This window comes from Faecalibacter bovis, from assembly GCF_017948305.1.
GTDB classification, from domain to species: Bacteria; Bacteroidota; Bacteroidia; order Flavobacteriales; family Weeksellaceae; genus Empedobacter; species Empedobacter bovis.
Genome location: NZ_CP072842.1, coordinates 448,902 through 461,904, shown reverse-complemented (window position 1 = coordinate 461,904; position 13,003 = coordinate 448,902). Strand labels below are relative to the sequence as shown.

General features: G+C 31.2%; 9 protein-coding genes and 4 tRNA genes. 3 read left to right on the top strand and 10 right to left on the bottom strand.

Annotation, left to right across the window (positions count from 1 at the left end):
• Window positions 1–412: 412 nt before the first annotated feature.
• Both J9309_RS02300 and J9309_RS02295 read right to left on the bottom strand, forming a co-directional pair.
• Window positions 413–2,596, bottom strand: a complete 2,184-nt coding sequence (locus tag J9309_RS02300) for a glutamine synthetase III family protein (RefSeq protein WP_230476831.1) — start codon at window positions 2,594–2,596, stop codon at window positions 413–415.
• Between the two features lie 207 nt (window positions 2,597–2,803).
• Entirely contained in the window at window positions 2,804–3,217 is a 414-nt protein-coding gene (locus J9309_RS02295) for a DUF4293 family protein (RefSeq protein ID WP_230476830.1), read from the bottom strand.
• Between the two features lie 176 nt (window positions 3,218–3,393).
• Here J9309_RS02295 and rho point away from each other — a divergent pair, with 176 nt between their 5' ends.
• Complete coding sequence (gene rho / locus J9309_RS02290; RefSeq protein WP_230476829.1) at window positions 3,394–5,094, top strand: transcription termination factor Rho; 1,701 nt, start codon at window positions 3,394–3,396, stop codon at window positions 5,092–5,094.
• A 55-nt stretch (window positions 5,095–5,149) separates the two neighbouring features.
• Here rho and J9309_RS02285 read toward each other — a convergent pair whose 3' ends face one another.
• The 8 genes from J9309_RS02285 to tamL form a co-directional block, all read right to left on the bottom strand.
• A complete protein-coding gene (locus J9309_RS02285; protein WP_230476828.1) occupies window positions 5,150–5,674 on the bottom strand; it encodes a hypothetical protein in 525 nt (174 codons plus the stop codon).
• Window positions 5,675–5,770: 96 nt separating this feature from the next.
• Window positions 5,771–5,854: transfer RNA gene (locus J9309_RS02280), tRNA-Leu, on the bottom strand.
• 21 nt (window positions 5,855–5,875) lie between these two features.
• Window positions 5,876–5,948: transfer RNA gene (locus J9309_RS02275), tRNA-Gly, on the bottom strand.
• A gap of 29 nt (window positions 5,949–5,977) precedes the next feature.
• Window positions 5,978–6,061: transfer RNA gene (locus tag J9309_RS02270), tRNA-Leu, on the bottom strand.
• 32 nt (window positions 6,062–6,093) lie between these two features.
• Window positions 6,094–6,166, bottom strand: a tRNA-Gly gene (locus J9309_RS02265).
• Window positions 6,167–6,251: 85 nt separating this feature from the next.
• Window positions 6,252–7,100: an acetyl-CoA carboxylase, carboxyltransferase subunit beta gene (gene accD / locus J9309_RS02260; protein ID WP_230477838.1), complete on the bottom strand. Its 849-nt coding sequence runs from the start codon at window positions 7,098–7,100 to the stop codon at window positions 6,252–6,254.
• Between the two features lie 51 nt (window positions 7,101–7,151).
• Window positions 7,152–8,219: a class II fructose-bisphosphate aldolase gene (gene fbaA / locus J9309_RS02255; RefSeq protein ID WP_230476827.1), complete on the bottom strand. Its 1,068-nt coding sequence runs from the start codon at window positions 8,217–8,219 to the stop codon at window positions 7,152–7,154.
• A 36-nt stretch (window positions 8,220–8,255) separates the two neighbouring features.
• The gene (gene tamL, locus J9309_RS02250; RefSeq protein ID WP_230476826.1) at window positions 8,256–10,934 is read right to left on the bottom strand and encodes a translocation and assembly module lipoprotein TamL; all 2,679 of its coding nucleotides are present in this window, start codon (window positions 10,932–10,934) and stop codon (window positions 8,256–8,258) included.
• Between the two features lie 5 nt (window positions 10,935–10,939).
• On the opposite strand from tamL, the gene J9309_RS02245 reads away from it, so the two are divergent.
• Both J9309_RS02245 and J9309_RS02240 read left to right on the top strand, forming a co-directional pair.
• Window positions 10,940–11,683: a TrmH family RNA methyltransferase gene (locus tag J9309_RS02245; protein ID WP_230476825.1), complete on the top strand. Its 744-nt coding sequence runs from the start codon at window positions 10,940–10,942 to the stop codon at window positions 11,681–11,683.
• Between the two features lie 90 nt (window positions 11,684–11,773).
• Window positions 11,774–12,985 (top strand): serine hydrolase domain-containing protein, encoded by a 1,212-nt coding sequence (locus J9309_RS02240; RefSeq protein ID WP_230476824.1) that lies wholly within the window; start codon window positions 11,774–11,776, stop codon window positions 12,983–12,985.
• Window positions 12,986–13,003 lie beyond the last annotated feature (18 nt).

Genomic DNA, 13,003 nt, shown 5'->3' with positions numbered 1-13,003 from the left:
TTAAGACAAATATAAATAAAGAGAAATAATATACACTATATAATGAGATTTTAATTTAAAAAATAATGTGTTTACTTAATAAATAGCTAAAAAATATCTTGATTATTGATGATTTATTAAAATTTAGTTTAAATCGTTTATCAAAAATTTATTTACTGTAATTTGTATATTTTATGATGATGAAATGTTATTAACCTTTATTGATAAAACTGATATTTTAAGTAGCCTTTTACATTGTATTTCGCATATTTTACGAATTAAGGAAGTTAAATTGATTTAATTTTTTAAAAGTGTTTTAAGGGGAAATAATTGTTGAATTGAAACTAATTTATATTTAATACCATCAAAATTAAAAGAACAAAAAAAAACCTAAGCATACGCTTAGGTTCTTTAATTATATATTAATTAACTATTATCTTGTGAATAACATTTCACGGTATTTAGTTAATGGCCATAAATTGTTATCGATTAATTCTTCTAACTCATCCGAGTGGTAACGAATTTCATCGAATAATGGTTTAACTTTAGATCCGTAATATTCAGCTTGTGCTTGATGATTAGCGATTTCTTTTGCTGCTTTTATTTCTGCAGCTAATTGATCGTTGAATGATTTGATTGAATTAATATGTGTAGAAATTACACGAATTAAATCCATTTGATCTTTCGCTAATTCTTTGAACTCATCTCCAAAAATATCTTTTAATCCTTTCACGTTTTTCACTAAAACATTTTGGTAATTAACCGCTGCTGGAATTACTTGAGAAGAAACTAAATCAACTAATACATTTGCCTCAATCGAAATTTTAGTCGAATATTTTTCTAGTTTAATTTCGTTACGAGCCTCAACTTCACGAGCAGATAAAACACCTGTTTTTTCGTAAACATCAACATATTTTGGATCTAATTCTAATTTTAAAGCTTCTGGTGTTGTTTTGTAATTGTTTAATCCACGTTTCTCCGCTTCTTCAACCCAATTGTCAGAGTAACCATCTCCTTCAAATAAGATATTACGAGAAGATTTGATGTACTCACGTAATACGTTGAAAATTGCTTCGTCTTTTGATAAACCACCATCGATTAACGCATCAACTTCCACTTTAAATTCTTTTAATTGTTGAGCAACAATTGTATTAATAACAGTCATTGGCTCCGCACAGTTTGCAGAAGATCCAACCGCACGAATCTCAAATTTATTTCCTGTAAAGGCGAATGGAGAAGTTCTGTTACGGTCTGTGTTATCTAATAAAATTTCTGGAATTTTACCAACAACATTTAATTTTAATTCTGTTTTTTCTTCAGGAGATAATTTACCTTCCGTTACTTTTTCTAATTCATCTAAAACATTTGTTAACTGAGATCCAATGAAAATAGAAATAATTGCTGGTGGTGCCTCATTTGCTCCTAAACGGTGATCGTTACCTGCTTCTGCAATTGCAGAACGTAACATATCTCCATATTCAGAAACTGCTTTAATGGTATTCACGAAGAACGTTAAGAACTGTAAGTTTTTCTTCGGGTTTTTACCTGGCGATAATAAGTTTTCACCTGTATCTGTAGATAAAGACCAGTTGTTGTGTTTACCAGATCCGTTTACTCCTGCGAATGGTTTTTCGTGTAATAATACTTTAAAGTCGTGTTTCTTCGCAATACGACCCATTAAATCCATTAATAATGAATTGTGATCAACTGCTTGATTTGCTTCTTCGAACATTGGAGCACATTCAAATTGGTTTGGAGCAACCTCGTTGTGACGTGTCGTTACAGGAATACCTAATTTCATCGATTCCACTTCCATTTCTTGCATGAAAGCCATCACACGCATTGGAATTGCACCAAAATAGTGGTCGTCTAACTGTTGACCTTTAGCTGGAGAATGTCCTACTAAAGTACGACCTGTCATTTGTAAGTCTGGGCGCGAGTTATATAAATTTAAGTCAACTAAGAAGTATTCTTGTTCCCAACCTAAAGTTGACTGTACTTTTGTTACGTTTTTGTCAAAATATTTTGCTACTTCTGTAGCTGCTTCATCAACTGCTTGTAAAGCTCTTAATAATGGTACTTTATAATCTAAAGTTTCTCCTGTATAAGAAATAAAAACTGAAGGAATAAATAAAGTTGTACCGATAATAAATGCTGTAGAAGTTGGATCCCAAGCTGTATATCCACGAGCTTCGAAAGTATTACGGATACCACCATTTGGGAAAGAAGATGCATCTGGTTCTTGTTGTACTAAAGCTGTACCTTCAAAAGTATCTATTGCACGACCATCTTCAGTTGGACGAAAGAACGAATCATGCTTTTCAGCAGTTGTACCAGTTAATGGTTGGAACCAGTGTGTATAATGAGTTACTCCTTTAGAGATTGCCCAATCTTTCATAGCAGACGCAACTTGATCAGCAAATTCGCGAGGAATTTTAGTTCCTTTATCTTTTGCAGCCATAATTGCTTTAAAAGCTGGTTTTGGTAAATATTCTCTCATAGTATCGTGAGAAAATACATTTTGTCCGAATAATGTAGATAATCTATCGTTGATTACTATCTTTTCAGCTTGTTTGCTTACTGATTTTTCAAGGGCTTTGAATCTTAAAGATGACATTGTTTTGTGTAATTATTTTGTTTGACTGAGCAAAAATATAATAATTTTTAATACACCCCTGTTTTTTTTAGGGGTATAGCTAAAAAAATATCATTTAATATTTGAAATACAAGGAATTTATGTAGTTGTCAAAATTGCGAGAATAAAAAAAGCAGTTTTAGAAAACTAAAACTGCTTTAAATTGCGCTCATATAAAAGTTGTTGGTCTTATCTAAATCTATCTACAGATTTCACAAGATTATCATCCTTTTTTATCAAACGATTAGCTATTGACAGTAAAACAATCGTGATTAAAGGAACGATAGCCCAAATACCTTTCTCAGAATTTTCTTCTCCAGGTAAGTTTAGTAGACTAAATATGAAAGAACCAATTAATAAAATATTCAAAATTACATTTACCCAACCTAATGTCATTTGAAGTTTTCTATTCTTAAACATTAAAATTGAGAAAAAAGATACTGCCGCAGAAAAGAAAAATGCTAAACTAAAAATTGTATCACCTTTTGAAGGATCTGATAAAAAATCTAACGATATATCTATTAATTTATCAAAATTAATAGCAAATAGCATTGAAATTAATCCGGCTAGAAATAAGTAAATACTTTGTTTTCTCTGAATCATATCTTAAAATTCGTATACAAATGTATATATTTTTTTTACTTATTCCAAGAATTTCGTACTATTGCATTACAAATACTTTATAACCACATCATTTACAATCCAATTACATCTGTTCTAAGTTGTTAAGATTTGTAAATTTTTCAAAATATACATTCATCCCTTACTTATATAGGAATATGTCAGATAACGATATTAAATTAAAAAAATTACCAGAGCTTCAAGAATTAGCAAAAAAATTCAACATTCCTGATTATAAAAAATTAAAAAAAGGAGATTTACAAAATGCTATTTTAGAATTTCTGGATAAAAATTCTGCTACAGTAGATGCTAAACCTATCGCAAAAGAAAAAAAGGAAAAAGCGCAAAAAGTAGAATCAGAAGAAAGTGAATCGATTATAGAAGACAATGCGAAAAATCCAGTTCCTGAAAAGAAAATTAAGAGAAAACGTGTTAATTCTGACGAAGTTGAAAAAACAAAAACTTCAGTAGAAATCGAAACTTCTGAAAAAATTTCTAACGAATCAAAACCTGATTCAAATGAAACAAAAACTACTGAAAATAACGTTGAAGATGCTGAATTAAATGACCAAGAGAAAAAAGGTCGTCCACAAAATCAAAAAAATAACAATCAACAACGTAATCAAAATAATCAGAGAAAGGTTAACAACCAAAATCAACAACGTAATAATTCTTCTGATCAACCCAATAATCAACACCAAAACCAAAATCAAAAAAATAAATATCGTGCTGCAAACTATGAGTTTGATGGTATTATTAAAACAGAAGGTGTTTTAGAGATTTTACCTGAAAATAACTACGGTTTCTTACGTTCTTCTGATTTTAATTATTTATCATCTCCTGATGATGTTTATGTATCACAATCACAGATTAGATTATTTGGTTTAAAAACAGGTGATACAATTACAGGAGAAGTAAGACCTCCGAAAGAAGGAGAAAAATATTTCCCACTGATTAAAATTATAGAAATTAATGGTCGTACACCAGATTTTGTACGTGATCGTATTTCTTTCGAACATTTAACTCCATTATTCCCTAACGAAAAATTTAATTTAAGTAATTCTACTGCTTTATCAAATCGTGTTATTGATTTATTTACACCAATTGGTAAAGGTCAACGTGGGATGATTGTTGCTCCACCTAAAACGGGTAAAACAACTTTATTAAAAGATATTGCGAACGGAATTGCACAAAATCATCCAGAAGTTTATTTAATTGTTCTATTAATTGATGAGCGTCCGGAAGAGGTTACGGACATGAAACGTTCGGTTAATGGTGAAGTTATTGCTTCAACTTTTGATGAAGAAGCATCTCGCCATGTAAAAATTGCGAATATCGTTTTAGAGAAAGCAAAACGAATGGTTGAATGTGGACATGATGTTGTAATTTTATTAGATTCTATAACACGTTTAGCTCGTGCATACAATACTGTTTCTCCAGCTTCAGGAAAAGTTTTATCGGGTGGAGTTGATGCGAATGCTTTACATAAACCAAAACGTTTCTTTGGAGCGGCTCGTAATATCGAAAATGGAGGATCATTAACAATTATTGCAACGGCATTAATTGATACAGGATCTAAAATGGACGAAGTAATCTTCGAAGAATTTAAAGGAACGGGTAACATGGAATTACAATTAGATCGTAAAATTTCGAATAAACGTATTTTCCCTGCGATTGATTTAGTAAGTTCTTCTACTCGTAAAGATGATTTATTATTAGACGATGCTACTCAACAACGCATGTGGGTTTTACGTAATATGTTAGCTGACATGAATCCTGTCGAGGCAATGGATTTCTTACATCAACGTATTAAAATGACTCGTAACAACGATGAGTTTTTAATTTCGATGAATAAATAAAAATTTTATAACTATATACCATAAAAAAAAACCGACACGTAAGTGTCGGTTTTTTTTATTCTTGATATAAAATTTTTTCTAATTTTTCGTAATCGCCATCACCTCCAAACCAATCTGTTTCTCCAGATGCTCCACTAATAGCATGTTGACCACATTGAAAACAAATTTTTGCTATTCCTATAATTTCATTTTCCTTTTTAAAAATTAAAATATCTCTATATGAAGGCAAACACATTGCTTGAAATGATTCCTTATATTCTTTATAACTAAAAATTTTATCAATATCCTTATAATATTTTTCTGGAATTTCTAACTTACTAAATCCAATTTCCTTTAATTTATTTTGAAGTTGATTATTATTTAAATCTAAAGGTATAGAAGTATTAATAACATTAAATTGAAACACTGCAATATTAGTTGTATCCAATGGATTAATTACTTTCGAATCTTTATTCAAATCAATGTAATTCTTATCTAATCTATAATATTCGATTTTATTAAATTCAAAATAGCTATTTGGATTATTATAACTACAATTGATAAAAATGATTAAGAAAAGTAAAAAAGGATATTTATACATACTATTAAGATTGACAATATATAAACGATTAAGAAGTCAAATTCGTATAAAACAAAAAAAAGCTCAAGAAAATAAATTCTTGAGCTTTTAGCCTTGTACCTCAGGCGGGACTTGAACCCGCACGTCCTAATGGACACAGGATTTTAAGTCCTGCGTGTCTACCAATTCCACCACCAAGGCATCCAACTTATAAAAAGTTAGAGCGGGAAACGGGACTCGAACCCGCAACATTCAGCTTGGAAGGCTGACGCTCTACCAATTGAGCTATTCCCGCAGTGTTGAAAAATAAATTAATTTAAAAAGTACCTCAGGCGGGACTTGAACCCGCACGCTCTAATGAGCACAGGATTTTAAGTCCTGCGTGTCTACCAATTCCACCACCAAGGCAAAATTAATTTATATTTTCTGTTATTTCAAAGAGCGGGAAACGGGGCTCGAACCCGCGACCTCAACCTTGGCAAGGTTGCGCTCTACCAACTGAGCTATTCTCGCAAATGGAGTGCAAATATATAAAATCAATTTTTATAATTCCAAATTAAAATTAAAAAAGATTAAAAATATTTGCACTCTAATAAATTTAGTTGATAGGCATTAACATATCAACGACATCTTTCAATTTGTTTTTCATCTTTGTACGATGAACAATCATGTCTACAAAACCTTTTTCTAATAAGAATTCAGAAGTTTGGAAACCTTCTGGTAAGTCGCGACCGATTGTTTCCTTAATTACACGAGGTCCAGCGAACCCAATTAACGCACCTGGCTCAGCCATAATTACATCTCCAATTGATCCAAATGAAGCTGTAATACCACCAAATGATGGGTTTGTTAATATCGTAATGTAAGGGATTTGATGCTCAGATAATTGAACTAATTTAGCTTCAACTTTCGCTAATTGCATTAAAGAAATTGCAGCTTCCATCATTCGAGCTCCACCTGATTGTGTAATAATAACGAATGGTAATTTATGTTTGATACTGTAATCAATAGCACGAGCGATTTTTTCACCCATTACTGATCCTAAAGAACCACCGATAAATTTAAAATCCATACAAGAGATAACAATATCTCTACCGTTCACTTTTCCTACCGCATTACGGATAGAATCAGTTAAACCAGTTTTCTTTTTGATTGATTTTAATCTATCTACATATGGTTGAGTATCTGTCCAATTTAATGGGTCTTTACTTTGTACGTTCGCATCTAATTCTGTGTATTTTCCGTCGTCAAATAAGATTTCGAAATATTCTTCAGAACCGATTTGCACGTGGTGATCGTCTTCTGGACTTACATAACAATTTGCTTTTAACTCATCTGTTTCAATAATTTTTCCAGATGGAGTTTTATACCATAATCCTTTTTGAACATCTTTTTTAGACTCTGTTGGAGTCGTGATATTCTTTTTACGTCTTATAAACCAAGGCATACTTTCTTTATTTTTATGTGGAATAGAATCAGTCATTGCTGCACCAATGAATTATCCTAAAGTGTTTACATTATTTAGATCGTGGAAGGCTTGAATCATTCTTTCTTTGAATGAAACTTCACCAGCTCGTAACCAAACTCGTGGGTCGTAATATTTTTTATTAGGAACTTCAGCACCTTCTGGGTTACCAATCTGACCTTGTAAATATGCTACATTGGCGTCGAAGTATTTACGTACTCCTTCCATATATGCATATTGTAAGTCAGTATCAATGTTCATTTTTATAACACCATAACTGATCGCTTCTCTAATTTCTTCTAAAGTTGATCCAGAACCTCCGTGGAACACGAAATTAACGTCTTTTTCAACTCCGAATTTTTCTTGAATATATTTTTGTGAATTGTCTAATATTTTTGGAGTTAAGACTACATTTCCTGGTTTGTAAACTCCGTGTACATTACCAAAAGCAGCAGCAATCCAGAAATTATCAGAAACTGACTTTAAATTTTCGTAAACATAAGCAACTTCTTCAGGTTGTGTGTATAATAATGAGTTGTCTACGTTAGAGTTATCAACACCATCTTCTTCACCACCAGTGATACCTAATTCCATTTCTAAAGTCATTCCGATTTTAGACATTCTCTCTAAGTATCTTTTACAAGTTTCAACATTTTCCTCTAAAGGCTCTTCAGATAAATCTAACATGTGAGAAGAGTATAATGTTTTTCCTGTTTTGTTATAGAAATCTTCGTTAGCATCCATAATACCATCAATCCATGGTAATAATTTCTTAGCACAGTGATCTGTATGTAAAATTACAGTTGCGCCGTAAGCTTCAGCTAACTCGTGGATGTGTTTAGCTCCTGCAATTGCTCCTTTAATAGCTGCAATTTGTCCTTCAGCTTTCAAACCTTTACCTGCATTGTAAATAGCTCCTCCGTTTGAATATTGAATGATTACAGGTGCATTAGCTTCTACTGCGGCTTCCATTGCTGCATTTACTGTAGAAGATCCAGTAACATTACAAGCTGGTAATGCATATTGGTTGGCTTTTGCATCATTAATAATCTCTTGGACTAAAGCTCCGGTTGCTACTCCGGCAGGAAATTTTCTACTCATTGTGTTTTATTTTAGTTAAACAAAGATATGTTTTTTTTAGAATGGATAATTAATTCCGAAGTGTAATCTTGGTTTTAGGATATTTATATTGTCAAATTGCCATCTATCACCTTCTTGATAAGCAGGGTTGTATAGTTTATAACCAAGGTCAAAACGTACAATTGCAAAGTTACCGATGTGCATTCTAAGTCCGAAACCAGTTCCGATACCAAATTGTTTATAAAATTCGCTGAATTTGAATTTATATTCAGCACGATCATCTGTTACAGACCAAATGTTACCAGCGTCTAAGAAATAAGCAACTTCGAACATATCAGTCATACGGTAACGGTATTCTGCATTGAAAAGTAATTTCATACTTTCAAAAGCTAAACTTTCACGATTTACATCTGACATAGCTGGACGATCGGCTGGACCTAAAGTTAACGGCCACCAACCACGAACATCATTTGATCCACCGGCAGAATAACTACGAACAAATGGCGTAAAATCTGTATTGCCGTATGGTTTTATAATTCCAAATGCTCCACGAGTTGCAACTTCTGAATTTAAGCCAACTTTCCATTTTTTTCGAACTTCTAAATCAAATTTTATGAATTGTGAATATGGAATTCCGAACACCATTCCGGTTTCATTTCCTAATTCATCATAACCTTTATTAAATCCGAAAGTTTTGTCTAATACATTCAATAAATTACCAGCTAATTCGATTCTCGCAGATCCATACCAAGGATTTGGAACCGTACGAAAAGCATTTTCTTGATTGTAGGTAAACTGATATATAAATGAATTGATTAAAATATTTTGTGAAATACTTGCTTTTCGGTATAACATATCTTCGAAAGCGACATAATTTCTGGCTTCATCACCTGTTAATGAATTTCGATACCCAATATCATCTTGGATAATGTCGGTCATCTCATCATCTGTAATTAAACCATTATTGTAATCATCAAGATAGGTATCATTGTATTGGAAATAATCATTAAGAACAATATTTTTACGATCGTTATCAGCTTGGAAAATAGTGTAATAGCGATCTTTCTTTGAGTTATTAACAAATTCGGTATTAAAAAACGAGATTTTGTGTTGAAATTCGCCACTTGTTAAATCCATATCTAAACCGAAACCATACGATACACGATCCAATCCTACATTGCGTTGGGTACTAGCATTCATGCGGATGTAAGATTCAGACACGAATCTTCTAGGAACCCAACTTTCGATGAATTTTGGTGCTAATAAATAAGGTAATTTAAGACGAGTTTCTAAGGCAATTTCGTATGCATTTAAAAACTTATCGCTATCTGTAAAATCTTTATCAACAGATCCAAGATTTCCTTTTAAAGTAGTTTCTAAATTTTCACCACCTCCAAATAAATTACGAGTTGTTAGCGTAACCCCGGGAGATATAGCAAAATTCATGTATTGAGAAGCGTAACTTTCTAAAAATAGATTAAGATCGTACTTCTTTTTTGGAGTAAAATATACATTAACATCCAACAAAGAATCACGACGAATTACATCAAATTTATGTAAGTTTAAATTCTCTCTTTTGAAAATATTTCTTTTCGTTTGAATTTCTTGTCGTTGTCTAAAAATTTGACCAGGTCTTATGACAAAAGCGTCTGTATAATAACGAGGTTTGTATTTTTTATTTCCAATATAATTAATGGTATACCCATCATATTCTTCAGAGTTTATAGAATCGTAATTAATATTATTATTTGATCTTGCATCTGTGTAAACGTTAATATTTCCCCAGTTGTATCTTAAAAATTGTCTTGTACTATCTTTTACCAAAGTGTCTTGTACAAATTTGTCGATAAATAGAGTTACATCAAGTCGTTTATCACTTTTAAGCGTATCCGCTTCGAAGTATAAATCTTCACCAGAATCATTAAAATCATAATAACCACGATTTTTTAATAAATCGACAATACGGTCACGTTCATTTTCAAAATCATCAAAATTATATTGTTTACCAGCAACAATTTTAGATTCTGACATGTAGTTCGTGCGCACGATTTTACGCTTCCCGAAAAGGTTTATTCCGTTGTATTGATCACGATCTTCGGTTAAAAATTCTTTAATCTCTCTGTCAGAAATTTTATTTTTAAAACTTTCGATATAAGATGGTTCACCTAATTCTATATGATAATTAGTTTCAGCTTTTTTAGCCTTCTCATTTTTATCATAATCCACAACTACTTTCGAGTCGAAATAACCTTTATCATGAAAAAGGCGATTCAAATTTTCAGCAGAAAATTCAGATAATTCTTCATCTAATAATACTGGTGCATCACCTTTGTGATAGAAAAAACGTTCTTTCCACAAATTCTGACCAACATATTGTGGTAGATTATTTTTTGTAAGTAAACTATCTAATAATTTTTGGTTACGATTGTTTTCATCGACGCGATAATATTCCTCGAAAGTTTGGTCCAATTCTTTTGGAGACCAATTATAAACCCATTGCCATAGAGGAATAAAGCCTAAAAACTTTGCGGCAGGTTTTTGCTTTACATATTCACTAAGATCAGCATCTATATTTTTTTTCTTCTTTTTGATGTCCGGATCGTTGTCATCGTAATCAAAATTATTTTTCACAAATAAATACTCACCTTCAGGAACTTTCTCTGTCGTACTACAACCAGATAAAATTAAAGTTAAGCCATAGATAAGTGCTATATTTGCAGTGATTTTTTTACGCATAAAATATGTTATCGAATAACGTTATAAAAATAATAACTTCTTTAGGATCTAAAAAATATAGACAAAAATATAATTTGTTTGTCGTAGAAGGTGTTAAAAATATAGGAGAAGTTATAAAAAGTTCTATAAAAGTTAAAGAATTATTTATTACTGAGGATTTGTGGCCTGAAGAAAAATCGATTAAGAAAACTATAATCGATGAAAAAGATTTAAAGAAAATTAGTTATTTAACGACTCCAAATGTTGGATTAGCTTTATGTGAGCTTCCTCAAAATACAGATTTAAAAAATTTCGAAGGATTAGCTATTGCATTAGATGATATACGCGATCCAGGGAATTTGGGAACAATAGTACGATTAGCTGACTGGTTTGGGATCGAGCATGTTTTGTGTACGAAAGAGTCGGTGGATTTGTATAATCCTAAAGTAATTATGTCTACAATGGGTTCATTTTCTCGTGTAAATGTTCATTACATTGATCTAAAAGAATATTTACAAAATTACAAAGGAAATATTTTCGGAACCTTTATGGAAGGTGATTCTATTTACGGAAATGAACTTCCACAAGAAGGAATTTTAGTAATGGGTAACGAGGCGAATGGTATTTCTAAAGAAATTGAAAATTTAACAACTCATAAAATAAGTATTCCATTTTTTGGTAAAAATGGTAGCACTGAAAGTCTTAATGTAGCAGTTGCAACAAGTGTTATTTTGGGTGAATTTAAATCGCAATTTTCTAAGAAAAATTAAAACTTTATTAAAATAAATCGATTTGTAGTTGACACAAAAAAATATTATTTAATTTAGCTTTTTAGGTTAGAAAATGGTTAAATATTTTAAATGAGAATTTTAAGTGTTATGGCTGTTTCTTTTGCATTAATTTTTACGAGTTGTGGAAAAGAATCAGCCAAAGAAAGTACTAAAACAATCGATCCTAATGCACCACCGAGATATGATTCTATTGATTGGAACAACGAAACAAAACATCCTGTTTTAACTGCTCAACAACTGGAACATTATAAAAGTAGTGCAACTAAATTTTATAAAGAATTTTGGGAAGGATCTAAAGTTAGTGGAGGTTTATTGATTGCTAAAAATGGAAAAATTGTTTTCGAACAATATTCTGGTTTAGCTAATTTAGATAAAAATATTGCGGTTACTGCGGAAACTCCAATTCATATTGCTTCGATATCTAAAGTATTGACAAGTATGGCAATTTTGAAACTTGTTGAAACCAATAAGATAAAATTAGATCAAAAAGTTAATACAATTTTACCCACATTTCCTTACGAGGAAACTACAATTCGTCATCTTTTAAATCACCGTAGTGGTTTGCCAAATTATGCAAATGTGCTTTGGGATTTGAAATTAGAAGATAGAAACAATCCAATTACCAATCAACAAGTTTTAGATGTTTTTGCAAAACATAATGTAGGGCTTGTAAGAAATGTAAATACAGGATTTTTCTATTCAAATACTAATTATGTTTTGTTGGCTTTAATTGTTGAAAAGATTCAAAAAATGCCATTTCCACAGGCGATGAAATATATGATTTTTGATCCTGTAGGAATGACTGATACTTTTGTTTTCGAATATGATAAACATAAAGATGTTGTTTCAGAATCTTACGGTTATAGAGGAACAAAATGGGATTGGGATCATTTAGATAAAACGTATGGAGATAAAAATATTTATTCAACTCCACGAGATTTATTAAAATTAGATCAAGCAATGTATTCTGATAAATTCTTACCAAAAGCTATAAAAGATGAAGCTTTTAAAGGATATAGTTACGAATCTAAAGGTTATAAAAACTATGGTTTAGGAATGCGAATGTTAGAATACGAAAATGGTGAAAGATTGTTGTACCACAACGGTTGGTGGCATGGAAATAACACTGTATTTGTACATGATGTAAGAAATAGTTTTACAATTATAGCATTAGGAAATAAACAAAATAAATCTATTTATAGCGCTTTTAGATTGGCTGGATTACATGAAACTTATCCAATAAAATTACCAAGTAAAGATTCTATAGATAATGTAGATTAAAATAAAAAAGCCATCTAT